Below are 25,646 nucleotides of genomic sequence, written 5' to 3'. Positions count from 1 at the left end.
TCACGGCGCGGCGCGTCGGCACACCCCGCTGGTCCGCGGCGCCCGTGCGGCCGGAGCGACCGTCGGATCACGCGCGGGCCGGGGCGCGGCGCAAGCTGCAAAGTCATCCCGCATGCCCCAAATCAGGGCGTCCCCATGCGGCCTTTGCTTCGTTTCGTGTTTTTTTTGCTGCGGCTAGCCGATGGACTGCGCATTCCGTCTGCATCGCTTGCACGGACGGCTAATCCATGAGCCGCGATTATCGCCGGGATCGACGCCACCCGCTCGAAAAAATGCCCTCTATCCGCGCTTTCATGCGCAGCGAATTGGCAACTTGACGCAATCCGCATATCGGGCTAGGCCGGCGTTTGAGCCGCGCCGCCAAAGCGCCGCCGATACTCGGCTGGCGAGACACCCACGTGCTTGATGAATGCGCGCCGCAAGGTATCGGCATTCGCGAAGCCGCAACGCGCAGCCACGCGTTTGGGCGCCTCGGCTTCGGCCTCCAGGATCGCACGCGCCGCGTCCACGCGCACGGCTTCCACCCACGCGGCGGGCGTGAGACCGACCTCGGCCTGGAACAGACGCGCGAAATGGCGCGGACTCAGGCCCACGCGCTGAGCCAGATCGGGGACACGATGCGCAAGCGCCGGATTCGCGGCCACCCAGCGCTGCACCTCCTGCAGCGCCGAGCGCCCCGCCGGACGCGTCTCGCCCTTGCGGCTAAATTGCATCTGGCCGCCGGGGCGCTTGAAGAACATCACGAGCTGACTGGCGACCTGCATGGCGATCTCGCGGCCCAGGTCTTCCTCCACGAGCGCCAGCGCCAGGTCGAGCCCCGCCGTCACACCCGCCGCCGTGCGCAGCTTGCCGTCGCGTACATAGAGCGAATCGGCTTCGATCGAGACCGTGGGACAGACCCGCGCAAGCGTCTCCACCGACGCCCAGTGCGTCGTCAGCCTGCGCCGCTCCAGCAGGCCACTCGCAGCCAGCGCGAACGCGCCCGTGCACACCGAGCCGAAGCGCTGCGCACGCGCCGCCGTGGTGCGCAGCCAGTCGAGCACGCGCGGGGCGAGTTGGGTCGTGGCGGCGTCGGGGGCGCCGGCCACCAGCAGCGTATCGATCCGTTCCTGGACGCGCCCGGCAGGCTCTTTGCCCGCCACTGCGTCCGGCAGCAGGCGCACGCCGGACGAACTGCGGATCGGCCCCGCGCGGCAGGCGATCACGCGCAGATCGTAGACGCTGCGCCCGGCTTCGATATTGGCCTGCGCGAACACGTCGAGCGGGCCGCTCACATCGAGCAACTGGACGCCCGGCAGCGCGAGGATGGCGACGATTTTCGGCATGGGGTCAGGCTCCGGCTATCGGTCCAGACACGCTCGGGAGCAGGCGTCCGGATCACGCGCGAAATGGCAGAAATAGACGTTTTCAGTCGATATTGGACAATGCTAGCACAGGCCAGAATAGATCCCGTTCCCCCACGGAGTCATTCCATGAACCTCGATCTTTCCGGTACCGGCCTTCCCCGTATCCCCGACAGCCAGCTCGCGCGCGAAATCACCGAATTCGTGCGCGACACCGAATCACCGCTGCTTTTCCATCATTCGAGCCGCGTCTATTACTTCGGCGCGATGGCCGGCCAGCATCGCGGCCTGAAGTTCGATCCCGAACTGCTCTACGCGGGCGCGATGTTCCATGACGTGGGTCTCATGCATTCGCACAGCAGCGAGCACGAGCGCTTCGAAGTGGACGGTGCCAACGCGGCGCGCGATTTCCTGCGCGCACGCGGCATCGCGCAACACGATCTCGATCTGGTCTGGACCGCAATCGCGCTTCACACCACGCCAGGGATTCCTCAGCATATGCATCCCGTCATCGCCCTCGTGACGGCCGGCGTGGAGATGGACGTTCTGGGCCTCACGTATCACGAATACAGCGACGCGCAACGCGAGGCCGTCGTGCACGCGCATCCGCGCACGGAGCATTTCAAGGAGGACATCCTCCAGGCGTTTTACGATGGCATCCACCATAAGCCCGCGACGACGTTCGGCAATGTGAAGGCCGATGTGCTCGCCGATAAGGATCCGCATTTTCACGCTGGCAATTTTTGCAGCGTGATTCGCCATTCGCCGTGGCGCGGTTGAGGGACTGGATTGTCGATCTGGCTGAACGTTCCGGGCGTGCGTGAGCGCGCGCCTGGATCAGGACTCAAAGCAGGGCCGACAACGCGCTCGCATCATGGCGTGATGCTATTCTTCGCCGATACCCGGACGCCGCGCCGCGGCACAACTTCAAGGGGTCGGCGACACCGTGCAGCGGCCGCGACTCGTGGTGACGCTATGCTTTATCGGCGCAATGCTGCTGCTGAGCATCGTCGGCCTGCGCCAGTTGTACAACATGACGCGCAACGATCTGCTCATCCGTCAGCGCGATCTGGAAGTGCGCGCCGTGGGCGTGGATGCGCTGATCGAGGCCGAGCGCCGCCGTCTGATGTTTCTGCGTAATTTCGCCAAGCACCAACCAGGCGCCCTGGAGCAGCCCTCGCCTGCCGAACATCGACGCTTAGCGCGCCCGTCTATGCGGGCAATCAATTTCGCGGCGCGGTGGTGATGGATCTGACGCAATCGCGTCTGCTGTCGCTGCAGCTTTCCTCAGGCAATACCGACGACGATGAAAACGCCATCTATTTCGGTTTGCTAAACAGTAATGGTAACGTCGTCTATTTCCGCAATGACGCGCTCACCGAGCAGCGTCCCGCAGGCTTCAGGCCCGACCTGCTGCGGATCGCACAAACATCGGTCGATCGCTGGATGCTGATGGCGCCCACCGACAACACGGCGCTCACGTTCGCTGCCGCGCGGCGCGTGTTCAACAGCCCCGTGACCGATGCCGATGAGATTGCGTTCACGGTGTCGATCGGCGTGGCCGCCAGCCCCGAGTACGGCGCCGCCCATTACGAAACGCTCATGCAGGTCGCCGACCGGCGGCTTTACCTTGCGAAGGAAGGCGGGCGCAATCGCGTCGTGGATGCCGATCTGCAAACACATTGAAGCCTCTGGGCACTCCTGCCGGCTGGTTTCATGCGTAACAGATGACGCAACGATGCAGACTGCGCACCCCCGACTCGACGCACCGCGAAAGACGTTAACATCGGTGTGCCCTTCACCTGCGCACGCGCTCATCCGGCATGAAAAGCAGCTTGTCCGCGCTGGCCACGTTCGGCCTCATCGCGCTCGGCGCGTGCGTGACGCTCACGGCGATCGTCTGGGTCGCCGACACCGTGGTCGAGCAGCATCAGCGCGCGCAGGTGGACGAATACTCGCGCCGCGCGCTCGTGCGCGCCGAACTCGTGACCGCCGAAGCCGAAGCGGCCCTGCGCACGCTCGCGTCTGACGCAAGCACGCCCTGCACGCCCGGGCATCTGCTGGCGATGCGGCGCGTCGAAGAGCAATACCGCTATATCCGCAACGTCGCGTGGGCCGACGGCGAAAGGATCCAATGCTCGTCGTCGCGCGATCTCGCCGGGAGTGCGCTGCCGGCTGCGCAATGGACCTATAACGACGGCTTCAGCGCGTGGTCCACGGAGGTCGGCAAGCGCGGCAACGAAATGCGCATGCTCAATATCCGCTACGGCAACCATATCGTCGTGGTCGATCCGCGCTTTTATCTCGACATCGTGCCGCTCAACGACACCATCGAGCTGGCGCTGCTGGAATCGCTCGATGGCGCGATCGTCACACGTTGGTCGCACGCGGACGCGGCGCTCATGCGGGCCGCGCTGTTTCGCGCGCCGGCCACGAGCTTTTTCGATCAGCGCTACTACGTGGTCGATCGCTCGCAGCGCTATCCGCTCGCCGTGGTCGCCTACGAACCCGCGGACCGCGTGCGCCCCGATCTTGCCGCACAGATCAAGCTCCTGCTCGTGCCCGCGCTGCTGGCGAGTGCACTCGCCGCCTGGCTCGTGCGGCGCTGGCGCCGCAAGCTGCGCACGCCGCGCCACGCGCTGCTGGAAGGCATACGTCAACGCCAGTTCGCGGCGTGGTTCCAGCCGCTCGTCGATTTGCGCACAGGCCGCTGCGTCGGCGCGGAAGCGCTGGTGCGCTGGACGCTCGCCGACGGCACCGTCGTCGCGCCCGACACGTTCATTTCGATGGCGGAGTCCCTGGGCCTGATCCAGCCGATTACCGATCTCGTGATCCAGTCCGTGTTCTCGGGCGCAGGCCCGTTGCTCGCGCGCCGCCGCGATCTGCACATCTCGATCAACGTCACGCGCGACGACCTGGTTTCCTCGCGCTTCCTGCACACGCTCAAGGCGTGCTCCGCCAGGTTCGACGTGCGGGCGGATCAGATCTGGTTCGAGTGCATCGAGCGCGCGTTTATCGACGCACAGCTTTTAGGGCCGGTTTTGCAGAGCTATCGCGACGCGGGCCACAAGGTTTTCATCGACGATTTCGGCACGGGTTATTCGAGCCTCGCCTATCTGCATGCGTTGCCGGTGGACGGCATCAAGATCGACCAGTCCTTCGTCAATGCGCTGACATCGGGTTCGGAGGTCAATGCGATCGTGCCGCACATCATCGGCATCGCGCATGAACTGAAGCTGGCGATGGTCGCGGAAGGCGTGGAAAGCGAGGCGCAGGCCGTGTATCTGCGCGAGCACGGCGTTGAGTTCGCGCAGGGCTGGCTCTACGCGAAGGCCATGCCGGCGACGGAGTTCGTCCGCTGGATCGAGGAAAACACCGTAAAAACAGCGTAAAAATCGATCTCTAGCGTCTGCGGTCTGTCACGCGCGCAGACGCGTGCGCGGGCGGTAGCTGTGCGAAAGCATGGCCGATGCTTGAGGTCTTGCTCAGGATCGCGCTGTCGTAGCCGCGTCCCGCGAATCGCACCACGTCGACCAGACAGAAACCCTGCGCCCGGTAAAACGCCACCAGTTGCGCAGCAGGAAGCGGCGTGTCGAGCGCGACTTGCGTGAAGCCGCGCGCGGCAGCCCACTGGCTCGCAAAACCAAGCAGCGCGCGGCCGATGCCACGACCCTGCCACGCCGGATCGACGCCGAACTGATGCAGCGACGCCACGCCGCGCTGGCGATAGTGCTCGCAAGGCGAGTCGCCATCGCGGCCTTCGAGCGTCATCGTGCCGACGATGCGGCCGTTGCAAACCGCCACGAAACAGTCGCCCGCCAGCGCGCGCTGACGCGTGGCGGCGGCCGCCTGATCCACACAGGCGCAATGCAATCCGAGCGACGCGAGACGCGCGAACGCGCGGTGCAGCAGTTGCGTGAGGAACTCCCACGAGTCGCGCTGCGGATCGAAGCGTCGTAGCACCAGGCGGCCCACGCCTGGCTGATTGCAGATGATCCGATCGTGCTGGCGTTGCGGTGCGCGCTGCGTCGACATGGCCTCTCCTGTCGTTTACATGCAGCCAAGTCTGGATTTGCGCGCCGGGGGTTACAAGCAAAAATGTCGTAAAGAAAAACGTATTGGATGTGAATGCAATAGAACGGGCATTTATGCCGCCCGGTCCGTGACCACCGCCACCGCGATACGCCGTGCCGATCCGATATGCGCCGCAGTGAGACACCCGTTAATTCACGGGGAGACTACCGTTGCGCGATCCGCCCCACCCTGCGGGCATCTGACTACATAAGCAGTACTTCGCATATTGATTGGCCTCCCTCCGTTAGCTCTTGCTGAGAAAAAGCTAGCGCCGCCGCCCCCGAGAGGGAGCAAGCGGCGCGCTGCCTGCGGTCAGTGACGGATCTCCTCACAGATCAGTCATTGTATTTCCAGATGTTGTAGTAATTTACGCCCTCTGCGCTCCAGGCCAACTGGACGAGACGCGATCCCCCCGTTCCGAGTGCGGGGAACTGGCATGCCGTCGTGCATGTCTGCGCACCGTTCTGTGCGACTCCAGCCGTGACCGTTTCCGTGAACTGGCCGTTCTGTCCGGCGGTAGGCGAACCTTCCCACCAGCCATCGACCTCCGCTTGTGTGCTGGCGGCCTGAATTTGAATGCCCGTCAGCGGTGGCGCAATGTTCGCTCCATTAACGAGACCAGACCAATCGACGGCTACCGATGTCTGCGCCGCCGCGAGCGAGCCCGATGGATTCAGGAAGTTGCTGATGACGTCACTGCCCAGCGTCTGCCATGCCACCCCGGAACTCGCATTCGCCAGGAGTGGCGTGCTCGAGTTGACGACCGTGACTGGCGAACTATTGATCGCCGCGCCCGTCGTATCGTAAAACGTCACCGAGTACGACGCGAGTGCTGCCGGTAACGTCTGCGCCGTCAGCGCAGTCGGTGCGTAATACCCCGCATCGCCCGTGGTCACCGTGAACGCAAACGTGCTGGCATCGGACGACAGCGCTTGCCACGACCAGCGGTAGAGCGACGTGTTGGAACTGCTCGTCGTTGCCGTAGTCGGCGCAGTGGTAACGGCCCTGCTGGTCAGCGCGAGTGTGTTGTTACCCGTCGCGCTGCGCGGCTCCAACCACACGCCCCCAGTTGGCAGGCCCGGCCCGGTGACTTTCACGGAGCCGACATTCGAGGGATTCACCGACGAGGCGCTGTTTACGGGAATGCTGATATTCAGCCCACTTTCGTCGCGGCTGCCCGTGTCGTCGGCAGAATCGAGGAACTGGCGTTGCGTGACGAACGAGTTGATCGTCACGTCGTACGCCTGCCGGTTACCGATAATGTCCCAGACTGCGGGTGTCGTTGTAGTCGCCGCTTGCGTCTGCTGCACGACCGTCAGCGCGAAGCTCTGCTGTCCCGCCGCGTTCGTATAGAAGATACGCACTAGCGCGGTCGGATTGCTGATGCCAAACGGACTCAGGCCAGCCGCCCAGGACGCCACGGTCTTCACACCGGTAATCGTTGAGCCCGACGCGCTGATGCCCGAATGGAATGTCTGGAATCCACCATTCGAACTGTTGTAGCCATTCTCCAGGTAGCTCGCATCGATGGCCGACGAGCAGGCCGATGACATCCCGCCAATACATTGGCCTAGTTGCGACAGCAGCGTCGCCAGATAGTTGGCCGGTTGTGCTGGTGCTGCAAGCTGAGTGCTTGTCGATGTACTGGAATTCAGCGCAATCGCGGTGCCAGGTGCGGCAATGCTCGCGAGTTGCAGGCCACCCGATGGGGCAGGCGTCAGGATCACGGAGTCGATCACGGCGTCGGCACCGGTCTGATTCGGCGTGAAGGACTGGTTGATTGGGTTGAACGATGAAGCAGCAGTCGACCCAATGTCGGCCGACAGAATCGGCGTCAATATTGTGTTCAGCGTGGATACGGCTGTGTTGACGGCAGCTGGCGTGACCAGTTTCGTCAGCGTTGCCGAGCTGGTCAGGTCGAGCGGGTTGCCGTCGCTGGTCAGTTCGGCTGTGACGGCGGTGGTTAGTGGCGTCACGTTGGCCACGACGGGTGCGCTCGAATTCGTCGGTACGCTGGCGGTGACGGAGTACAACGGTGCGTTGTTACCGCTCGGATCGGTGGCGACGAGCAGGAACGGTGCGGTCAGACCAGCGAGCGCAATCGAGTAATTGCCATTTGAATCACTGGTCGCCGTGGTGGACTTGCCGGTCGCGTCGATCAGCGTAACGTTCGCGCCCACGAGCGCATTGCCGACGGCGACGGTGCCGCCAATGCTGGACGGTGTTGAGGACGCAGCGGTCGACGAGTCCCCTCCGCCGCCACAGGCCGTTAGCATCAGCGCTGCCGACGCCAACACCGTGAGACGCCACTGATTGGACGTTCTAATAACAGACTTCATATACCCCCCCTTACGCACTGTTAGATTATCTTTAGATGTTTCCTTTGTGCGAATCTAACCTTGGCAGCCGCGACGAACCATTCCCCATTTGGGGAGGATCGGGGTCATTCAGGCATATCCGGGCGGGGCAGATCAGGAAATGGCTTTAAGGTTCTGCTGGATTCCATTCGTCAGTCAAAAGCGTTCAACGGCAGATGAAGCAGGAGCTTCATTAGCTCGGATTGACGATTGATCGAGGTTTTCCGGTAGATGGACTGAAGGTGTTTGCGCACGGTGTCATATTGGATACCGAGTCGCGAAGCGACCTCTTTGGGTGACAGTCCCTCCGCAAGCAGACGAGAGACTCGCCCCTCTATCGGCGTCAGATTAAATGCTGCACCAAGCAGATCTGAATCGACGGCAGGGGCCGACTCGGGATGGTAGAACAGCAATAAAACAAGGGGACGTAGACCGAATGCTCCACTCACTTTAGGCGGCGCCAACAGCGTGAAGAACGTGTAGAGCGTCTCGTCCGTCTGACTGCCTATGTCCCGGGAAGTGACGGTCATTGAGTGATAGGTCGAAATTTCGTCGGAGACCGTGTTTTCAGCCCGTGCGAGTCCTTCCAGTCGCGCGCACTCTCCCCGAAACTGAGCCTGGTATCGGGTCGGTAGGTGGACCGATCCATCGATGACACTGACAAGTGAAGTCGAAGAGAGCAACCGCGTCGCTGCTTCGTTGACAAGGACAACGCCACCGTCAGTTGTCAGAAGCATCACAGGCTGCCTTAGCTTGTTGACGAGTGCATGTCCTACCAGCGCCTTGGTCGAGAACGTGTAGTTCTGGCGTTGCATCCGGACAGCGCGCATCAGATGCGGGACGAGCTTGTCAAGAAAGCGTATTTCCGCCGATCCAAACGGATTCTCGCCAACGTTACGAAGTGCCGAAAATACGACGCAGACGTTCGCGTCGTCTACCAGTTTGCATCCCGAAACATAACGTTTTCCGATCGGAATCAAGAAATCCTGGTAGAACGGATCACGAGCGACGAAATCCTCATTAAACACTTCGTGGCAATGAAGCCAATCCCCCGGATCCTTTTGCCGTAGTAAAGCGAATCGAGGATCGATGCTGCCGTATTTCTGGATGTAGGCAAGTTCGCCTTCGACGGGGAGATTGAATCCGTCGCTGTAAGAAAGCGACCCGTGCTTTTTGTCGATGGCGAGCATGTGAATGACGTTTGCTTCAATAGCCTGACCAAGAGACGTGAAGAAAGCCGGCCATTCAGACGGTTCTGCAACCGCTTCGTATAGCAGATGAATGATCTTTTCGTAACGCTCTGCCGACAGATCCATTCCAATTTCCCCTTTCTTTTGATTGTTTGGCATGCTGTTTGACAGGTACCGGGTGGCCGCTGCTCCAGCGGCCCGATACGTCGTGTCATTGTCGGCCTGTGGCGATTGTCTGCTTCAGTTTCGAATCCTGACGAATAGCCCAGGAGTGGAATGTCGAAGTTGAGCGCACGACTGAGTTGCCGCATTGCGATCGGCCTGGTCAGCAGATTTAGCGATTGGGGTGCATTACCCTTCTGATATGCGGCGGGGGTGAAGTCGCTTTCGTCTGATGGAACGGTGAAATTAGTGGACGACGATGGCGGCGCTCATGCAAATGAACTACGAACAGATCGCGCAGTAAATATGCAAAGGCATTGCAAATTTTCGGACTAGTTTTCACCTCAACGGTCGCATTTGCAGAGCCATGTCACCCTCGCGCGATTGTGACTGAACGATATCGCCATACTTCTTACCACCACCCATTATTGCGAATAAGCTGGGGAAATCGGCAATGCTTTTTGGCACCTATTGCATTTCCACAACACCCGTTCGAGCGTGTACCGAGTGTTTCGAGGGCGGCGTTAGCACAACGATAGAAAATTGAAAAACAAACGACAGCAAATTGAAGTCGCCTCGAATGCCGCTGTCGCGTCGGCCTGCCCGTGGTGCGCGGTAAGCAGACGCTAACATCGACAGTGAAGCCGCACGCAAACGGATGCTGACAGGATTCGGCTTTTGCAGCGGGCGTCTCCGCTCACCCCGGACGGATGGAACGGCATCGACCGGTGCCGGCTTACGGCCCGCATACTAGCGATTGAGTGGTGACCGCACGGGCAGAAGTGGTTCGATGAGCGACAACAGTTGTTATCGAATCAACACAACATGGGCCGAAGGGAAAATTGCGGGGACAACAGCTCGATGGAACGTCTGTTCCACAGCCTGAAAACGGAATGGGTGCCGAGCACCAGATATATGGCGGCTGCAGAGGCACATCGCGACATCAGCGACTACTTGATGGCCAGTTGACCACTACAGCCTCGGTTTCCAGTTCTTAGCCAATCGAACCGGCTTACCGCTACAGAACCTCACACGAGAACCTGAGCCAGCACTATTGTGCCGGGGCTCCGGATTCAAGCAACGTTCACCAGCGATCGCAGGCTATTCTGCGGGTCCTGCCAGACATCCGGCGCGAAACGTGCCCGCTTCGCGATAAGCATCCGTGCGCTGCGCATGTCGCGCCCCTGATTCACGGTAATCGCGCCCACCAGTTCGCCAGCATTCAAACCGAACAGCATGAAACGCGATTCATCCATCTGGCCGCGCACGATCCACTCTTCGGCGAGCATGTCGCCGGCGAACTGGATATTTGCTCCGCACTGATCAGTCCAGAACCAGGGGACATCGGTTTTGGTAGGTTCGACTTCCATCATGGCTCTCGCCGCGGTAATCGCCTGGTTTTTTGCATTCTCCCAGGTTTCGCGACGATGATACTGACGATTGGCCGCGTCCCATTGGCGCGCTGCGTCGCCCGCCGCATAGATGCCAGGATGTGAGGTAGCGCAGTCTTCATCGATCAGGATCCCGCCATCCACGTTCAGGCCGGCTGCGCTGGCCAAACGGGTGTCAGGGTCGACGCCGATACCGTAAATGACCGCATCGCCCACCACCCGGGTGCCGTCCTGTAGCGTCACGACAATTTCGCCGTTTTCGCGCACGGCCTGGGCCAACGGCGTCCCCAGGTGCAAGACGACGCCACGCTTGCGATGCACATCGCACAGAAACTCGGTCAGGATGCGGGGCGAACAGCGTCCCATCGCCATCGGGGCTTGTTCGATCACCGTAACGTGGGCGCCGAGATCGACGGCGCTGGAAGCCAGCTCCAGGCCGATGACGCCACCGCCGACCAGCACGATGCGCCGCTCGGGCTGAAGGACCGACTGCAGCTTGCGGGCGTCGTCCAATGTACGCAAGGTATAGACGTCGCCGCCCAGTTGATCCAGCAGCGGCAGGCGCCGAACCTGCGCGCCGGTCGCCAGCAACAGCTTGTCGAATGAGAGGGTTTCTCCGCTGGACAACACGACCGTGCGCGCATCGGGATCAATAGCGCTGACCGGCGTGCCCAGTTTGATCTCGATGTCCTGCTCATCGTAAAACCCGTCGGCAAAGAGCTGGCAGCGGGTACTCTCCGGCTGCAACAAGACATCCTTTGAAAGCGGCGGCCGTTCGTAGGGGGCGTGCGGCTCGTCACCAATCAGCACGATCCGGCCTTCAAAGCCGTTCTGGCGCAGTTCAGCGGCAGCCGTCGCACCAGCCTGGCCGGCACCCACAATCACGAATATCGGCTTTTTCATTGTGGAATTCCATTTAGGATTGCCAGGCGACTGGGTGTCAAACCCGTCCCCGCGATCCATTCGTTGATCAATGCCTATCCCGAACGCTGCCGCGCACCGTACGGCGCGCGGCCAGCCCTTTTCCGGAAGACCAATGAAAATTACAGGTGCAGGCCGCCAGCGGTGTGCCGGATGCCACGGATGCCGAGACCTGCATCGGCGTTGATCATGACGCCGCTTAGCGTGCGGTTGTTCGCCCGCGAGGCGAGCAGCACGAAGGGTCCGGTGAAGTCGGTTGTCTGCGGGAAGAACTGCAGTGGCAGGATGCTGGCGATGGCTTCCGGTGTGCGCGAATCCATAATGCGCATCCCCTCCTGGCCGAGCGATGCCGGCCCGCGCAGATCGCTGGCCATGCCGCACGGCCCAACCCCGTTGACGCGTACCCTGGGCGCCAGTTCGTAAGCCAGTTCACGGATCAGGCCGGTCGCGGCATGCTTGCTGGCCGTATAGAGCGGTCCGCCGCCGCCCGGATAGAAGGACGAATTGGAGAGCGTGAAAATAATGCTCCCCTGCGACGCGATCAGCGCTTCGGCGGCGGCTTTCGCGCCCAGCAGATAGCCCTTGACGTTGATCGAGAACAGCTCGTCGAAGCCCTGGTCCAGTTGCTCGGGCGTCAGGTTCATCAGACTCGCGCCATGGTCCCAGACCGCGGCGTTGCCGATGAAACAGTCGAGCTTGCCAAACTTGCCAACCACATCGGCGACGGCCCGCGCATTGTCTTCATAACGGCAAACATCGCCCTGGACAACGACAATCGCATCGCCAAAGCGCGAGCGCAATGCATCGACCTTTTCCGCGGATCGCTCAAGCACGCCAATGTGCGCGCCTTCTTGCAGAAAGCGCTCGACCAGCGCCAAACCAAGGCCGGAGCCCCCGCCCGTCACCAGTACCGCTTCATCCTTGAGCCAGTTCATTGCGGTGCCTCCGGAAGGTCGACATAGATGGCATCGTCAACCACCACGACGGGAAAGGTCGAGAGCGGTTCGGTTGCCGGCTGGCATAGGGCCTTGCCGGTCTTCAGGCAAAAGCGCGCTGAATGCAGCGGACATTCAACCGTGCCGTCGTCTTCGATATAGCCTTCCGACATCGACGCATTGCCATGGCTGCAACGATCGCTGATGGCATAGAAGCTACCGCCGGAATTCACCACGGCAATGGCGAGCGACAAGCGCTCCAGCTTGATAGCTTCGCCTTCGCCCAGCGAGTCGTTCTGACAAACAAAAATACGGGCCATGATTAGAAAAGCACACTGAGATTATGGGAAGTCAACACCACCTGGTCGAGCACGATCTCGCGGCGGCACACCTGCCAGCCGTCTGCGCTGTCGGTCCTGCGCACACGATCATGGCGCACGCCGGCGTAGAAGGTCTCGTCACGCTCCTTTTGGGCGCGGTACAGGATGTAGTTCAGGCGCACGTCGAACTCGCCATCAAGCTCGCCGGGCATTACCTGAATATTGGTCACCAGGTGGCGGGTGCGCGAGGGCGGTTCTTCGGCCCACGCCATGCCGGTTTCGAGACGGGCGACGCGGCGTTCGAGTTGATACCAGGTGTCGTTGAAGATCCACGTCGTTGGCGGTTGAACGCTTCGGCGGCGGTCCCGCGTCTGGGCGTTCACAACCGTGCGCATGGTGTAGCTGATGTCTTGCGACATCAGATCCAACCAGTTCCGGAAGTTCCAGTCGTCAAGCAGCGCGGCTTCCCGGTACAGAAACTGGGAGATTTCGTGATGCAGTGCGAGCGGCACGCAGGCGCGAGGAGTATCGACTTCGAGGTTCATTTCATCAGCTCCTGCTGAAACTGTTGCGTACGCTGATGGACTTCATCCCACGTATCCGAAATCAACAGGTCGGCCCAGCGCCGATACATGCCGCGCGCCGCGGTTTCGGAAAAGATGTAGTTGGTAATGCCAGGAATGCCGTCGTCGCGCACGCGTTCGTTGTTCAGCCCCATTTCCACGCATAGCGCAGTCTTCCTGGCGCGCTGACCGCGCAGGACCTTCTGGATCTCTACCCAGTTCTCCGAATCATCCTGTTCGAGGAAACCCGCCGGACCGAACGCGCGGGTTGCGCTGCGTTCGAACGCCGCCTTGACCTCGTCCGACGCATCCTTGTCGGCAATGCAGAACGCCCAGACCTCCACCTGGTTCGGACCGCGCGGGTGCCATACGCGCAGGGTCGCGGTACCGTTCAGCCAGGACAGTGTCGGGAACATGTTGTTGTGTCCCGCCAGGCGCAGCGCGCGGACCTTGCCCAGGCGTTGCTCGACTTCCGGGTAGGTATCGCGAAAGTATTGCGACACTTCACCGTCGACCCAGACGTTGGCATCGGGCTGTTCGGTAAAGAAAAAGCCGCTGCCGTGGCCATCCTGACCGTACTGGATGGCATCCTTCGCGGTTTCCCAGACGGGCCGCGCCGTCTGTCCAGCGCCCAGGGCCTTGTCGGCGCTGTCTGGCTGCGCACCGAGCACCTGGACTGCGGAGGCGTGGGTGAACAGCGCGTGATACTGGTCACTCGTGAACTGTTCGGCGGGGAACTTCCAGTTGCAGTCGATCACCCACTTGTGCACGCCGCCGACGATCTCGGTGCCGCCCTCACGGCGATCGAGCACGCCATCCAGGTACCAGGCGATATCGCCCATGTACTCTTCCAGGCTTGGAGCGGCGGCATCCCAGTTACCGAAGATCAAGCCCTTGTAGATAGCCACGCGAGACACTTCCTGCAGACTCAGCTTCTCCTTGCACAGGCCATGCGGATAGGCACGCTGTTCGAGCGGCACCTCGACCAGCGTGCCGTCGACGCCATAGGACCAGCCGTGGTACGGGCAGGTGAAAGCGCGGGTATTGCCCGAATCGGCGAAGCTCACGCGCATCGAGCGATGGCGGCACTGATTGAGAAAAGCCTTCACCGAGCCGTCCTTCTGACGCACCACGACGATCGGGTCTTCGCCCATATAGGTGTTGAAGAAGTCGCCGGCCTTCGGAATCTGGCTCACGTGCGCGAGGAACAGCCAGCAGCGGCCGAAGATCCGTTCGAGCTCAAGCTCGTAGATGGCGGGGTCGGTATAAATCAGCGGGGTGACGCGGCCGTTTTGCGCGTCGACCAATGTATCGATGTCCACTTTGGCGGTCATTTGTCTCATCTCCTCCAGAGCATCCACGCTATCCGGGATGCGGTGGACGAATGATCGGGCCAGCCGCTCAGCCTGTAAAATATCTAGTTCGTCTCATGTGAGACGTTTCAACAATACCAGGCGCGCATGGAACTTCGACATCTGCGTTACTTCGTCACGGTTGCCGACGAGTTGAACTTCACTCGTGCGGCGACACTACTTCATACGGCGCAGCCTTCGCTTAGTCAGCAGATTCGTGATCTGGAGAGCGAAGTCGGTGTGCAGTTACTCGAGCGTTCGAACCGGAAGGTCGAGCTCACCGAGGCGGGAAAAGTGTTTCTGTCCGAGGCGCGTCTGACGCTGGCGCAAGCGGACAGGGCCGTCGCACGCGCGCGCCATGTTGTCCAGCAAGGGGACAGGACGGTGACGATCGGCTTTGTGCCGGCCGCCGAAGCGAGGGTTTTCCCCTCCATCCTTCCCAAGTTGCGTATGCGCTTTCCTCAATTGAATGTCGAACTGCGCAGCCTGCCGACACTGGAGCAGGAAGACGCATTGCTCAGGGACGATATTGATGTGGCGTTCATGCGCGAACCGGTCCATTCCGCCGAGCTTGACAGCGAGGTTGTACTAACGGAGGAACTGGTGGTGCTTCTGCCAGCCGCTCATCCGTTGGCGAAACTGGAGCGCATCCCGCTGGAAAAGCTCGACGGCGAAGCGTTCATCAGTAGCGATCCGCAATTTTCGGGGAAGCTCTATAACGTGGTGGAGGACTACTTTGCGACGCACGGACTGCGCCGCAGCGTGGTGCAGGTCGCAACGAATATTCTGCTCAATCTGAATCTGGTGGGAATGGGACTCGGGTATGCGTTGCTGCCCGCCTATGTGTCCTCATTGGCGGGTGAGGCGATCTGTTGCCGGCCGCTGGATTGCGAGCCACCATCTATCGATCTGCTGATGGTGTATCGCGCCGACAATCGTTCTGCTTCTCTGGAGAATCTGCTTGAACTCGTGCGTAGCACTGCGATTACGCGTTGAGATCCTGGCTGCGTCGACTATATCGAGTTGCGCAACGATGTATCTAAAATACCGGCATTTACCCCAATACACCCGCCCCGCATACTCCCTCCATCAACTGCGGAAACAAAAGATTCGCAGCACAACTGAAAAAATATCGGAGGTAGTTTGCCATGAAGACGTTTATCAAATTCGCTATTGTCGTCGCGGCACTCGCTGCTCCAGCGCTGTCGTTCGCGCAATCGAACGAGCCGGTTACCCGTGCCGAGGTTCGCGCACAACTCGCCCAGCTTGAAAAGGCCGGTTACAACCCGAATGACTGGATGAACTACCCGACCAGTCTGCAACGCGCTGAAGTGATCGTCGCGCAGCAGAACAGTAATGCCGCCACTTACGGCGGCGCCACCAACGGCACCTCGCAGGCTGGCAAGTAAGTACTAAGCCGGCTCGTCCGACAAAACAGGCCCGTATCTCATACGAGAGAACGGGCCTGTTTTTTTGGGGAGGGCGTTCGACACCTCCGCCTAAAAGGCTCCGGGGGCTTCGCCTGGACCCCGGGTGAGTCGGCAATATGCGGCAGCGTATCGCGCCCACGCCCGAGCCGCTGCACGTGACGGCTACCGTGACCGCAAACCCACCGGTTTAAACCCCATATCACGCTGCGGACAGTTAGTTGTGCGCGCAACTGAAGCGCAATTACTGCTCCAAGGCGTCATTCGATGCCTGGTGACGACCCTCATCGATCGCGTTCAAACAGAAGGAAACACTTCCAGGACTTGCCCTGTCTTGACACGCAAAATGGGAGTTTTTGTCTAAAAAAGTCGTTACGTTTCAATGACGTGCATTCTTTGCACATTTCTTGAATTAACTTGCGAGTACTAAAAACTGCCGCTTAGACTCAACCGGGCCTGAATAAAACCAAAGAGGAAAGGAGACACGCTTCATTTCATTACCCGCGCAAAAAACTGCATGCGCCCATGAGCGGCTCGCTTTTCAAGGTTCGCTTACGCGCACGGGTACGCCCCTATTCACCCAGGCCGTTCGTCCACTGATTTCGTTAATCGTTACGCGATGCGGGCATGCATTGGCGAGTGTCGCGTTGTTACCGGAGGAGTTCACATTTACGAATAATTTCGAAGCCTGATTGTATGGAATAACCAATAAATCTGGAAGGTTTGGAAGACGGCATGACCAATCGACGGCAACAGAGCCGTCTAGCAGGAGACAATCGATGTATAAGCAAAGAACCGTTGCCTTGAAGCTCATCGCCGCAGTAGCGGGCATGTTGGCTGGAAGCGCGGCGTACGCGCAGAGTAGTGTCACGTTGTATGGCCTTGTCGATGGCGGCCTGCTCTACACGAGCAAGACCCTCAACACGACGACAGGGCAGAATGCGGGCAAACAGTTCTCGATGATCGACAGCGGCACCTCGCCCTCGCAGTTCGGCTTGATGGGCAACGAAGATCTGGGCGGCGGCCTGAAGGCGGAGTTCAAGCTCGAAAGCGGCATCAGCGTGTCGAATGGCGGATTCGGCGATTCGAACGGAAACTTCTTCGGCCGTCAGGCTTGGGTGGGCTTGAACAGCAACTACGGTGAAGTGAAGGCCGGTCTGCAGTTTTCCCCGTTCTTCCTGTCGCTTTACGAACTCGATCCACGCGGCGCTTCCCAGTTCGCCAGTAGCCTCATCAGCTATCTGAACAATGTCGTGGGCACCGGCATCTTCACCGCGAATGCGCTTTCGTACACGAGCCCGACGATTGCGGGCCTTCAGGGCAGCGTGATGCTCGCGTTGGGCGGCGAAGCGGGCAACTTCCAGGCGGGCCGCCAGTACTCGGCGAATCTCAAGTACGACAACGGCAGCCTCATGGTCAACGCCGCGTTTTTCGACGGTAACAGCGGCGGCACGGTCGCCACGCCATTACCCACCACCGTCGGATTCGAGGGGCGCATGATCGGCGCTTCGTACAAGTTCGGCAAGCTGACTGCCAAGGCCTCTTTCACCAACTACAAGGTGGCGGGTTCGTTCAACAACAATGTCTATGGTGGCGGCCTCGACTATCTCGTGCTGCCCCAACTGGATATCAACGGTGGCGTGTGGTACACCAGCGACCGCGACAATACCCGTAATCACTCCATTTTGGGCGGCCTCGGCACAGACTATTACCTCTCGCGCGCCACGACCCTGTACGCGCAGATCGGTATTGTGAACAACCACGGCGCGATGAATACGGGCCTCTCGGTGAACGGTGCATTCAACGGCGTAGCGGGTACCACGGTCGGCGCGGACCTGGGCATTCGTCATATCTTCTGATGAAGTCCGTGGCTTGCAGCCCGTCAACCTTCATCGTTCCAGTGTCATCCGTTGAGGAAAGTAGATCATGAAAAATATCCGCTGGATCCCATTGACCGCGTGCGCCCTGATCGCGTTCGGCATGGGTAGCGCTCACGCCCAGGGCAGCGAGGCTGCGTCGGTACCGGCTTCGGTGTCGGCTGCCGCACCGCTCACGCCGAAGGAGATGCGCAAGGCCAACCGGCAACTCGCCAAGGCGGTGCGTCGTGCGCTGGTCAAGGTCAAGGGGCTCGACTCAAGCAACGTCATCGTGGTCGCGAAGAGTGGCCATATCCTGCTTGGCGGTTCCGTGCCCGAAGCTGATCAGATCGGCCTTGTTGTTTCGGCAGCGCAGAGCGTGCAAGGCGTAAGCGCCGTACAGAACAGCCTCACTATCAAGGCGCAAGGGCAGTAACGATCACGGGGCGCACTGCGTAATCGCACGATTACGGCTATTACCTGCCGCTGTGCGAGACGCTGCGCGCCCCGGCACTGCATCGATTGAGTTCACACAGATTGACGAGGCCCACGTGCGCGAATACTGAACACGATGATTGCGCGACGGATACACACGCCGAAGGCGCTGAGTCGGCTAAACGTTCAGTCCTGCAAAGGAAAACTGCTTTCGCCTTGTATATATGCCTTCAGGCCCGCAGCAAGCGCTTCAAATGTCACGGCATAGCGAGCGCTGCTCCGCAGGTCTTCGTGCATGACTATCCACGTGTCCATCGTCAACGAAAACTCGTGCTGAAGAACCCGGACCAGACTTTGATCTCTCGCCGCCAACTGTGTCTGGCAAAAGCCAATACCCAATCCAGCGCGTATCGCACTCAGTTGCGCCAGGTGGCTATCGGCCCGAAATGCAAAATAATTTCTTGTGAGGGCGCGGCATTTTTCCTGTATCGAGCGAACAAATGCGTTTTCCTGATCAAATCCAATAATCGAGTGGCGAGACAACTCATCCATCGAAGTCGGCACACCATATCGCGCTAGATAGCGTTCGTGGGCATGCAGACCGACTTCAATCCCTCCAATGCGTTTGGCGACGAGTACCTCCTGAACTGGACGGAACATGCGTACCGCAATGTCCGATTCGCGACGCAGAAGATCGTCTGCTTCGTTCGATAGCACCAGTTCGATGGTCAGTTCCGGATGCTTCTCGTGCAGAGCAGCGAGTATCGGAGGCAAAACCTCGACACCGACTACCTCGCTCGCCGTTACGCGCACCGTCCCACGGACACCTGATCCGTGACCGCTAGCGACTCGCCGCAGCGCAGCTTCGGTCGCCGCAAGATGAGCCGCGAACGACCGCAGTTCACAAGCGGCATCCGTTGGCGAAAAACCATCGGACGAGCGAGTAAAGAGCTTGAGTCCCAACGCAGCCTCAAGACCGTCGATATGTCGGCCGACTGTCGGCTGCGCCAGGCCTAGCCTGCGTCCCGCCGCTGATAGTGAGCCTGTCTCGAGGACCTGCAGGAAGCTCCGGTACCAGTCCCAGTTTGGTTCGCTTTCAGCCATGGCTTGCACTTTTTATACACAAGTAGATCGGGTTGAACTTCTCTTATAGGCGGTCGGCGCACCCGCGAATCGACCAGATCGGTATGTCCGATATTAGACGGCCATGCTCGCGTGCCCCTGGCCTCTCAACTAATGGGTACGGATAGTTCCCGATTGAGATTCGAATCCATGCATAAATGTATAGCGGCTACGCAATTCCAGGCAATTTTTTATGAGCGACGAGGCGCGCAGAATACAGCCATCGACACTTCTTTCAAGCGAGAACGAACATGGCGGCAGACCTCAACGGAACGGCCCGCACGGCGCTCGTGCTGGGCGTGAGCGGCGGCATCGGCGGCGAGGTCGCGCGGCAGTTGACCGGCGCAGGCTGGCGCGTGCGGGCGCTGCAGCGCAACGTGGGAAGCAACGCCAACGCCGGCGGAATCGAAACCGTGCAAGGCGACGTAATGGACCGCGCAGCCGTCATGCGCGCCGCGCAGGGCTGCGAGGTCATCGTGCATGCGGTGAATCCGCCGGGCTATCGGCGCTGGGCCGATCTCGTGCTGCCGATGATCGACAACACGCTCGCCGCCGCGCAGGCCGCGCGCGCCACCGTGGTTCTGCCCGGCACGGTCTACAACTACGGCCCGGACGCGCTGCCCCTCGTCGCGGAGGACGCGCCGCAACAGCCGCGCACCCGCAAGGGCGCGATCCGTGTGGAGCTGGAGCGGCGCATCGAGGCCGCCACCGCGCGCGACGTGCGCGCCATCGTGGTCCGCACGGGCGACTTCTTCGGGCCGCGCGTGGGCAATAGCTGGCTTGCGCAGGGCTTCCTGACGCCGGGCCGACCGCTGCGCACGGTGCGCGAGCCGGGCACGCCCGGCGCGGGCCACAGTTGGGGCTATGTGCCCGATGTCGCGCGCACCATGCTCGAACTGATCGAGCAGCGCGCCGCACTCGCGCCCTTCGCGCGCTTTCACATGGCCGGTCACTGGGACGCCGACGGCACGCAGATGCCCGCCGCGCTCTGCCGCGTGGCCGCGCGGCACGGCCTCACGGTCAGGTGCGGCGCATTCCCTTGGCCGCTGATCTACATCGCGGCGCTCTTTGCGACCACGCCGCGAGAAATGCTGGAGATGCGTTATCTCTGGCGCGAGACGCTCGAACTGGACAACACACGCCTCGTCGCGACACTCGGCCGCGAACCGCATACGCCGCTCGACGCCGCCGTGGAAGCCACGCTGCTGGGCCTGGGCTGCCTGCCGGCAGCCCAAAACCAGGTGGCCGCCGTGCACTGATCCCGCCCCTGGACGACTCCGAAGCAGCGGTCAAAACCGGCTCAAACGCGGCCTGGAACGCCTCGACCCGGCCCCCAAAAGCCTCGCAAAAACCGCCATCGATGGCCCGCAACGCAGGCTCGCGCTAAAATGCGCCCCGTTCCTGCATGCACCATGCGACTTACGGAGAAGTCTGATGATTATCGAACCGCGCGTCCGCGGCTTCATTTGCGTGACGGCCCATCCGGCGGGATGCGAAGCCAACGTCGCTCAGCAAATCGAATACGTTACCCAAAACGGCCCCGTGGCCAACGGCCCGAAGCGCGTGCTCGTGCTCGGTTCCTCGACGGGCTACGGCCTGGCCGCCCGCATCTCGGCGGCCTTCGGCTCGGATGCGGCCACGCTCGGCGTCTGCTTCGAGCGCGCCGGCACCGACACGCGCCCGGCCACGGCTGGCTGGTACAACACGGCGGCCTTCGAGAAGTTCGCGACCCAGAAGGGTCTCTACGCGAAAACCATCAACGGCGACGCGTTCTCGAACGCCATCAAGCAGGAAACCATCGAGACGATCAAGCGCGATCTCGGCCAGGTCGACCTCGTGGTCTACAGCCTCGCCGCCCCGCGCCGCACGCACCCGGTCACGGGCGAAGTGCACAACTCGACGCTCAAGCCGGTTGGCAAGACGCTGCGCATGCGCGGCATCGACACCGACAAGGAAGTCGTCAAGGAAACCGTGCTCGAAGCGGCCAGCCAGGCCGAAATCGACGGTACGGTGGCCGTGATGGGCGGTGAAGACTGGCAGATGTGGATCGACGCGCTGGCAGCCGCCGGCGCGCTGGCCGATGGCGCGAAGACCACGGCCTTCACCTACCTCGGCGCGGAAGTCACGCACGACATCTACTGGAACGGCTCGATTGGCCAGGCCAAGAAGGATCTGGACCAGAAGGTGCTGGACATTCGCGCGAAGCTCGCAGCCACGGGCGGCGACGCGCGCGTCGCGGTGCTCAAGGCGGTGGTGACGCAGGCCAGCTCGGCGATCCCGATCATGCCGCTGTACCTCTCGCTGCTGTTCCGCGCGATGAAGGCCAACGGCACGCACGAAGGCTGCATCGAGCAGGTCTACGGTCTCTACAAGGACTCGCTCTACAGCGCCACGCCGATCCTCGACGACGAAGGCCGCCTGCGCGCCGACTACAAGGAACTCGATCCCGCCATCCAGGCGCAGGTCAAGGCCTGGTGGGACGAAGTCGCGGACGACAACATCTACGCAATGACCGATTTCGCCGGCTACAAGACGGAGTTCCTGCGCCTGTTCGGCTTCGGCATCGAAGGCGTGGACTACACCGCCGACGTCAATCCGAACGTCGCGATTCCGGGCATCATCGAGAAGTAATCACGCTTTAGTCGTGTTTTCGCGCAACGGGCCACGCTCGTTGCGCGGGCAACGAATCGGCGCGGCTGTCAACGTCGCGCCAATCGGCAGCGGCATGGGCCGCTCGCATTCTTCGGCTAGAGCTGCGATAGCCTCTACCGTCCACCGAAAGAGGCTGCTGCTGCGCGCGCCACGTCTCTTTCTCGCTGCAAGCATTGTTGGGATTCCTCTTCGATAACGCGTTCCTGCTGATCGTTGCGATCGGCATGACGTTTGCGATCATCCGCGCTGCGGATGGGTCTGCCGGTCGCGCGCCCCGTGATCGACGCCCCGTTCTGCGCGTTTTGTCTGCTGCAGCGCGCCACGCGCGAGGCGTGACGAAGCAGCGTAGAGAATAGTCCGACTAGTTAGGGGTATACATGGATTAGGAGCCGCAATGCGCTGCACTAAGCTTTTTGCGGTACCGAACGGCACGTGTCTCCCACGCTGCCGCGTTTCCGAACCACGCACTCCCGGTGCCGCCCAGCATCTGCATGCAATCGACGAAAGCGACGCAACGTCGAGCACATCGACCCACGACAACGAGAATCGGAGGAAGACATGGCGCAGCAACGGGATGACGACAAGGACACAAAGGAAGCGGGCAACACCGGTCTGAACGCCGCGCGGCGCGGCCTCATGCAAGGCGCGGGTTTGGGCGCAGCGCTCTCGCTCATGGGGGCGCTTGGTGGTGGTGCAGGAGGTTTGGTTTCCTCGGCGCAGGCCGCCGAAACGGCCTTCCCGTCGCACAAGAAATGGAGGATCGTGTTCGTCAATCACGTGACCACGAACCCGTTCTTCGTGCCGACGCAGTATGGTATTCAGGATGCCTGCTCGATGCTCGGCATGGACTATCAGTGGACCGGCTCGGCCACCTCGGACGCTGGCGAAATGGTGCGGGCGGTCAACTCCGCCATCGCCGCCAAGGCCGACGCCATCGCCGTGCCGATCGTCGACCCGAGCGCCTTCGACAAGCCCATTCAGGCCGCCCTCGACGCGGGCATTCCCGTGTTCGCGTATAACGCCGACGCGCCGCGCGGCAAGAGCAATCCGCGTCTCGCCTATATCGGCCAGGATCTGTATCTCTCGGGCTATCAGATGGGCGAGCGCATCGCGAGCCTCATCGATAGCGGCATGGTGGCGCTGTTCATCGCCACGCCTGGCCAGTTGAACATCCAGCCGCGCCTAGACGGCGCGAGCGACGCCATCAAGAAGTCGGGCAAGAAGATCGACATTCAGACCGTGGCCACGGGCGCGACCGTCAACGAGGAACTCTCGAAGATCAAGTCGTTCTATCTGGGCCACCAGGATCTCAAGGGCATGTTCGCCGTCGATGCGGGCAGCACGCAGGGCGTGGCGCAGGTGATGAAGGAATCGAACCTGCCGTCGAAGGGCGTGCACGGCGGCGGTTTCGATCTGCTGCCCACCACGATCCAGCTCATTCACGAAGGCTTCCTCGATTTCACCATCGACCAGCAGCCCTATGTGCAGGGCTTCTATACGGTGATGGAGGCGTTCGTGTTCCTCGCCTCGGGCGGCCTGGTGGGGCCGGCCAACATCAACACGGGTCTGAAGTTCGTGACGAAGTCGACGGTCGAGCCGTATCTGAACACCTCGACGCGTTATGAAGGCAAGACCACCAAGCCGCAAATCGTGCCGATGAGCGGTGCAATCAAGTCGTGATGGACACAGTGAACGAACCCGGCAAGGTCGAAGCCCGCGCGCCCCGGCGCGCGGGTGTGTCGTGGACCGCCCACTGGGCGGCCGAACTGCGCATCCTGCTGGTAGCCGTGCTGCTGGCCGCGTACTTCGAATTCGCGAATCACGATTTTCTGCTCACCGACGCCAGCCTCGTCAATCTCTCGCAGTTCATCGCGCCGGTCGCGATCATCGCGTTCGGCGAAATCATGCTGATGATCGGCGGCGATATCGATCTTTCGGCGGGCATGGTGTTCGCGTTCGCGCCGTTCATGATGGTGTTCGCCAACGACGCGGGCGCGCCGATGTGGCTCGCCGTGGTCGCGGGGCTGGTGGCGGCGGCGATCATCGGTTTCGTGAACGGCGCCGTGACCGTATGGCTGCGGCTGCCCTCCTTCGTCACCACGCTCGGCACGCTGTTTCTGATCAACGGCATCACGCTGACCGTCTCGCGCGGCACGCCCGCGCCCACGCCCGGGTCGCCAACGTTCGCGGGCTTCATGGGCGCGTGGGGCTATAGCGAGATTATCTGGACCGTGGCCCTCGCCGTGGTCATGCACACGCTGTTGCGCCATACGCGCTGGGGTCTGCATACGCAGGCCGCGGGCGCGAACCCGCTGGGCGCGAGCGAAGCGGGCATTCAGGTGAACCGGCTGCGCCTGGGCAACTTCGTTCTGGCCGCCGTGCTCGCGGGCCTGACCGGTATTCTGGAAGGCTTTCGTATCACCTCGATCGATCCGCAGGCCGGCGGCAACCAGATCATGTTTCTCGCCGTGGCTGCCGCCGTGATCGGCGGCACGCCGCTTACGGGCGGCTCGGGCACGATCGTGGGCGGGCTGATCGGCGCGGCGGTGCTGGGCATCCTCAACGACGGCTTCACACTCATCGGCATCAACGCCTTCACGTTCAACATCATCCTGGGCGCCGCGATTCTCGCCGCGATGATCTTCAATATTCACGTCGGCCGCATCCGCCGCAAGCGAGGCCGCTGATGGACGAATCACAGGCTTTCTCCGCTCCGGGGAGCACGAATCCCGCCGCGCCGCTCGCGCTGCGCGGCGACCAGCTCGTCAAACGCTTCGGCGCGGTCACGGCGCTCGACGGCGTGTCGCTCACGCTCGGCAAGGGGGAAATCCTCGGCATTCTGGGCGACAACGGCGCGGGCAAATCGACGCTCGTGAAAATCCTCACGGGCTTTCATCAGCAGACCGACGGCACGCTTTATATCGACGGTCAGCAAACGCTGCTGCGTTCCGTCGATCACGCCCGCTCGCTAGGTATCGAATGCGTTTATCAGGATCTCGCGCTCGCGAACTCGCTGTCGATCTATCACAACATGTTCCTGAACCGCGAGATCGTGCGGCGCGGGCCGTTCAAGCTGCTCGATCACAAGCAGATGCGCGAGCGCGCGGCGCAATGTCTGGATGATATCGGCGTACATGTGCCGTCCGTGGATCTGCCGGTGGAGCGGCTTTCGGGCGGTCAGCGCCAGGCAATCGCGGTGGCGCGCGCCGTGTATTCGAACGCGAAGATCCTGCTGCTCGACGAGCCGCTCGCCGCCATGGGCGCACGCGAGGCGGGCTTGATTATCGACCTCGTCACGCGTCTCAAGGAAAAGGGCGGGCTATCCATTATCATGATCATGCACAACTATGCGCAGACGCTCGACATCGCGGATCGCATCATGTTGATGCAGCGGGGCCGCGTGACATATGAACAAAAGAGCGCGCTCACTTCGGTGGCGGAGCTCATGGACATCGTGCGGCGGGAATACCGGGCGATGCGCGCCACCAGCGCGCAGTAGCCGCATACAGGGGGCATGTCCGACCGGCACGCCCGGTCGGATCATCT

Annotated in this window: 23 protein-coding genes and 1 pseudogene; 14 read left to right on the top strand and 10 right to left on the bottom strand. The window is 61.5% G+C overall.

The annotated features are described in order from the left end of the window. Positions 1-335: 335 nt before the first annotated feature. On the bottom strand, positions 336-1,325 hold the full coding sequence (locus B0G62_RS17750; protein ID WP_103705528.1) for a GlxA family transcriptional regulator: 990 nt from the start codon (positions 1,323-1,325) through the stop codon (positions 336-338). Positions 1,326-1,472: 147 nt separating this feature from the next. On the opposite strand from B0G62_RS17750, the gene B0G62_RS17745 reads away from it, so the two are divergent. The 4 genes from B0G62_RS17745 (at position 1,473) to B0G62_RS17730 (ending at position 4,735) form a co-directional block, all read left to right on the top strand. Then, on the top strand, positions 1,473-2,123 hold the full coding sequence (locus B0G62_RS17745) for an HD domain-containing protein (RefSeq protein WP_103705527.1): 651 nt from the start codon (positions 1,473-1,475) through the stop codon (positions 2,121-2,123). A 211-nt stretch (positions 2,124-2,334) separates the two neighbouring features. Beyond that, the gene (locus B0G62_RS17740) at positions 2,335-2,589 is read left to right on the top strand and encodes a hypothetical protein (protein WP_103705526.1); all 255 of its coding nucleotides are present in this window, start codon (positions 2,335-2,337) and stop codon (positions 2,587-2,589) included. Beyond that, a complete protein-coding gene (locus B0G62_RS17735; protein WP_103705525.1) occupies positions 2,589-3,029 on the top strand; it encodes a diguanylate cyclase domain-containing protein in 441 nt (146 codons plus the stop codon). Before B0G62_RS17740 ends, B0G62_RS17735 begins: the two co-directional genes overlap by 1 nt. Before the next feature lie 137 nt (positions 3,030-3,166). Next, positions 3,167-4,735 (top strand): EAL domain-containing protein, encoded by a 1,569-nt coding sequence (locus tag B0G62_RS17730; RefSeq protein WP_103705524.1) that lies wholly within the window; start codon positions 3,167-3,169, stop codon positions 4,733-4,735. A gap of 10 nt (positions 4,736-4,745) precedes the next feature. Here B0G62_RS17730 and B0G62_RS17725 read toward each other — a convergent pair whose 3' ends face one another. The 3 genes from B0G62_RS17725 to B0G62_RS17715 form a co-directional block, all read right to left on the bottom strand. Continuing rightward, positions 4,746-5,378, bottom strand: coding sequence for a GNAT family N-acetyltransferase (locus tag B0G62_RS17725; protein ID WP_103705523.1), 633 nt, complete (start codon positions 5,376-5,378; stop codon positions 4,746-4,748). A gap of 374 nt (positions 5,379-5,752) precedes the next feature. After that, complete coding sequence (locus tag B0G62_RS17720) at positions 5,753-7,756, bottom strand: hypothetical protein (RefSeq protein ID WP_146055319.1); 2,004 nt, start codon at positions 7,754-7,756, stop codon at positions 5,753-5,755. Between the two features lie 170 nt (positions 7,757-7,926). Then, on the bottom strand, positions 7,927-9,090 hold the full coding sequence (locus B0G62_RS17715; RefSeq protein WP_167401300.1) for a helix-turn-helix transcriptional regulator: 1,164 nt from the start codon (positions 9,088-9,090) through the stop codon (positions 7,927-7,929). Positions 9,091-9,948: 858 nt separating this feature from the next. Here B0G62_RS17715 and B0G62_RS17710 point away from each other — a divergent pair. After that, positions 9,949-10,086, top strand: a pseudogene (locus B0G62_RS17710) (IS3 family transposase); the annotation flags it as partial. 113 nt (positions 10,087-10,199) lie between these two features. Here the strand turns inward: B0G62_RS17710 and hcaD are convergent. From hcaD to hcaE, 5 genes are all read right to left on the bottom strand, one after another. Next, on the bottom strand, positions 10,200-11,420 hold the full coding sequence (gene hcaD / locus B0G62_RS17705) for a 3-phenylpropionate/cinnamic acid dioxygenase ferredoxin--NAD(+) reductase subunit (protein ID WP_103705520.1): 1,221 nt from the start codon (positions 11,418-11,420) through the stop codon (positions 10,200-10,202). 140 nt (positions 11,421-11,560) lie between these two features. After that, positions 11,561-12,373: a 3-phenylpropionate-dihydrodiol/cinnamic acid-dihydrodiol dehydrogenase gene (hcaB, locus tag B0G62_RS17700; protein WP_103705519.1), complete on the bottom strand. Its 813-nt coding sequence runs from the start codon at positions 12,371-12,373 to the stop codon at positions 11,561-11,563. Beyond that, positions 12,370-12,693: a 3-phenylpropionate/cinnamic acid dioxygenase ferredoxin subunit gene (gene hcaC, locus B0G62_RS17695; RefSeq protein WP_103705518.1), complete on the bottom strand. Its 324-nt coding sequence runs from the start codon at positions 12,691-12,693 to the stop codon at positions 12,370-12,372. The genes hcaB and hcaC overlap by 4 nt, the downstream gene beginning before the upstream one ends. 2 nt (positions 12,694-12,695) lie before the next feature. Continuing rightward, the gene (hcaF, locus tag B0G62_RS17690) at positions 12,696-13,238 is read right to left on the bottom strand and encodes a 3-phenylpropionate/cinnamic acid dioxygenase subunit beta (protein WP_103705517.1); all 543 of its coding nucleotides are present in this window, start codon (positions 13,236-13,238) and stop codon (positions 12,696-12,698) included. Continuing rightward, a complete protein-coding gene (gene hcaE, locus B0G62_RS17685; RefSeq protein ID WP_103705516.1) occupies positions 13,235-14,590 on the bottom strand; it encodes a 3-phenylpropionate/cinnamic acid dioxygenase subunit alpha in 1,356 nt (451 codons plus the stop codon). The genes hcaF and hcaE overlap by 4 nt, the downstream gene beginning before the upstream one ends. A gap of 126 nt (positions 14,591-14,716) precedes the next feature. Between hcaE and hcaR the strand changes: the two genes are divergently transcribed. The 4 genes from hcaR (at position 14,717) to B0G62_RS17665 (ending at position 18,327) form a co-directional block, all read left to right on the top strand. Beyond that, a complete protein-coding gene (gene hcaR / locus B0G62_RS17680) occupies positions 14,717-15,604 on the top strand; it encodes a DNA-binding transcriptional regulator HcaR (protein ID WP_103705515.1) in 888 nt (295 codons plus the stop codon). A gap of 152 nt (positions 15,605-15,756) precedes the next feature. Then, the gene (locus B0G62_RS17675) at positions 15,757-16,017 is read left to right on the top strand and encodes a DUF4148 domain-containing protein (RefSeq protein ID WP_103705514.1); all 261 of its coding nucleotides are present in this window, start codon (positions 15,757-15,759) and stop codon (positions 16,015-16,017) included. Between the two features lie 797 nt (positions 16,018-16,814). After that, on the top strand, positions 16,815-17,894 hold the full coding sequence (locus B0G62_RS17670; RefSeq protein WP_103705513.1) for a porin: 1,080 nt from the start codon (positions 16,815-16,817) through the stop codon (positions 17,892-17,894). 67 nt (positions 17,895-17,961) lie between these two features. Beyond that, positions 17,962-18,327 carry a BON domain-containing protein gene (locus B0G62_RS17665; protein WP_244193292.1) on the top strand — a complete coding sequence of 122 codons (366 nt, stop codon included), beginning with the start codon at positions 17,962-17,964 and terminating at the stop codon, positions 18,325-18,327. Between the two features lie 185 nt (positions 18,328-18,512). Here B0G62_RS17665 and B0G62_RS17660 read toward each other — a convergent pair whose 3' ends face one another. After that, positions 18,513-19,430 (bottom strand): LysR family transcriptional regulator, encoded by a 918-nt coding sequence (locus tag B0G62_RS17660; RefSeq protein ID WP_103705512.1) that lies wholly within the window; start codon positions 19,428-19,430, stop codon positions 18,513-18,515. 269 nt (positions 19,431-19,699) lie between these two features. Here B0G62_RS17660 and B0G62_RS17655 point away from each other — a divergent pair, with 269 nt between their 5' ends. The 5 genes from B0G62_RS17655 to B0G62_RS17630 all read left to right on the top strand — a co-directional run bounded on the left by B0G62_RS17655 (position 19,700) and on the right by B0G62_RS17630 (position 25,599). Further along, positions 19,700-20,707: an NAD-dependent epimerase/dehydratase family protein gene (locus tag B0G62_RS17655; protein WP_103705511.1), complete on the top strand. Its 1,008-nt coding sequence runs from the start codon at positions 19,700-19,702 to the stop codon at positions 20,705-20,707. A gap of 175 nt (positions 20,708-20,882) precedes the next feature. Continuing rightward, positions 20,883-22,079 carry an enoyl-ACP reductase FabV gene (fabV, locus tag B0G62_RS17650; protein ID WP_103705510.1) on the top strand — a complete coding sequence of 399 codons (1,197 nt, stop codon included), beginning with the start codon at positions 20,883-20,885 and terminating at the stop codon, positions 22,077-22,079. A 579-nt stretch (positions 22,080-22,658) separates the two neighbouring features. After that, the gene (locus tag B0G62_RS17640) at positions 22,659-23,780 is read left to right on the top strand and encodes a sugar ABC transporter substrate-binding protein (protein ID WP_103705508.1); all 1,122 of its coding nucleotides are present in this window, start codon (positions 22,659-22,661) and stop codon (positions 23,778-23,780) included. Next, a complete protein-coding gene (locus B0G62_RS17635; protein WP_103705507.1) occupies positions 23,780-24,787 on the top strand; it encodes an ABC transporter permease in 1,008 nt (335 codons plus the stop codon). Before B0G62_RS17640 ends, B0G62_RS17635 begins: the two co-directional genes overlap by 1 nt. After that, the gene (locus tag B0G62_RS17630) at positions 24,787-25,599 is read left to right on the top strand and encodes an ATP-binding cassette domain-containing protein (protein ID WP_103705506.1); all 813 of its coding nucleotides are present in this window, start codon (positions 24,787-24,789) and stop codon (positions 25,597-25,599) included. The genes B0G62_RS17635 and B0G62_RS17630 overlap by 1 nt, the downstream gene beginning before the upstream one ends. Positions 25,600-25,646 lie beyond the last annotated feature (47 nt).

The sequence above is a fragment of the Paraburkholderia eburnea genome, from assembly GCF_002917095.1.
GTDB classification, from domain to species: domain Bacteria; phylum Pseudomonadota; class Gammaproteobacteria; order Burkholderiales; family Burkholderiaceae; genus Paraburkholderia; species Paraburkholderia eburnea.
This window is presented reverse-complemented; position numbering and strand designations above follow the sequence as displayed.

Excerpts from the sequence above, each read along its gene's own strand:
- B0G62_RS17670 (WP_103705513.1), top strand. The coding sequence starts at position 16,815 with ATGTATAAGCAAAGAACCGTTGCCTTGAAGCTCATCGCCGCAGTAGCG.
- fabV (WP_103705510.1), top strand. The coding sequence starts at position 20,883 with ATGATTATCGAACCGCGCGTCCGCGGCTTCATTTGCGTGACGGCCCAT.
- B0G62_RS17655 (WP_103705511.1), top strand. The coding sequence starts at position 19,700 with ATGGCGGCAGACCTCAACGGAACGGCCCGCACGGCGCTCGTGCTGGGC.
- B0G62_RS17725 (WP_103705523.1), bottom strand. The coding sequence starts at position 5,378 with ATGTCGACGCAGCGCGCACCGCAACGCCAGCACGATCGGATCATCTGC.
- B0G62_RS17720 (WP_146055319.1), bottom strand. The coding sequence starts at position 7,756 with ATGAAGTCTGTTATTAGAACGTCCAATCAGTGGCGTCTCACGGTGTTG.
- B0G62_RS17665 (WP_244193292.1), top strand. The coding sequence starts at position 17,962 with ATGAAAAATATCCGCTGGATCCCATTGACCGCGTGCGCCCTGATCGCG.
- B0G62_RS17630 (WP_103705506.1), top strand. The coding sequence starts at position 24,787 with ATGGACGAATCACAGGCTTTCTCCGCTCCGGGGAGCACGAATCCCGCC.
- B0G62_RS17635 (WP_103705507.1), top strand. The coding sequence starts at position 23,780 with ATGGACACAGTGAACGAACCCGGCAAGGTCGAAGCCCGCGCGCCCCGG.
- B0G62_RS17640 (WP_103705508.1), top strand. The coding sequence starts at position 22,659 with ATGGCGCAGCAACGGGATGACGACAAGGACACAAAGGAAGCGGGCAAC.
- B0G62_RS17740 (WP_103705526.1), top strand. The coding sequence starts at position 2,335 with ATGCTGCTGCTGAGCATCGTCGGCCTGCGCCAGTTGTACAACATGACG.
- hcaB (WP_103705519.1), bottom strand. The coding sequence starts at position 12,373 with ATGAACTGGCTCAAGGATGAAGCGGTACTGGTGACGGGCGGGGGCTCC.
- B0G62_RS17745 (WP_103705527.1), top strand. The coding sequence starts at position 1,473 with ATGAACCTCGATCTTTCCGGTACCGGCCTTCCCCGTATCCCCGACAGC.
- hcaR (WP_103705515.1), top strand. The coding sequence starts at position 14,717 with ATGGAACTTCGACATCTGCGTTACTTCGTCACGGTTGCCGACGAGTTG.
- hcaD (WP_103705520.1), bottom strand. The coding sequence starts at position 11,420 with ATGAAAAAGCCGATATTCGTGATTGTGGGTGCCGGCCAGGCTGGTGCG.
- B0G62_RS17675 (WP_103705514.1), top strand. The coding sequence starts at position 15,757 with ATGAAGACGTTTATCAAATTCGCTATTGTCGTCGCGGCACTCGCTGCT.
- B0G62_RS17715 (WP_167401300.1), bottom strand. The coding sequence starts at position 9,090 with ATGGATCTGTCGGCAGAGCGTTACGAAAAGATCATTCATCTGCTATAC.
- hcaE (WP_103705516.1), bottom strand. The coding sequence starts at position 14,590 with ATGACCGCCAAAGTGGACATCGATACATTGGTCGACGCGCAAAACGGC.
- B0G62_RS17735 (WP_103705525.1), top strand. The coding sequence starts at position 2,589 with ATGGATCTGACGCAATCGCGTCTGCTGTCGCTGCAGCTTTCCTCAGGC.
- B0G62_RS17660 (WP_103705512.1), bottom strand. The coding sequence starts at position 19,430 with ATGGCTGAAAGCGAACCAAACTGGGACTGGTACCGGAGCTTCCTGCAG.
- B0G62_RS17750 (WP_103705528.1), bottom strand. The coding sequence starts at position 1,325 with ATGCCGAAAATCGTCGCCATCCTCGCGCTGCCGGGCGTCCAGTTGCTC.
- hcaF (WP_103705517.1), bottom strand. The coding sequence starts at position 13,238 with ATGAACCTCGAAGTCGATACTCCTCGCGCCTGCGTGCCGCTCGCACTG.
- hcaC (WP_103705518.1), bottom strand. The coding sequence starts at position 12,693 with ATGGCCCGTATTTTTGTTTGTCAGAACGACTCGCTGGGCGAAGGCGAA.
- B0G62_RS17730 (WP_103705524.1), top strand. The coding sequence starts at position 3,167 with ATGAAAAGCAGCTTGTCCGCGCTGGCCACGTTCGGCCTCATCGCGCTC.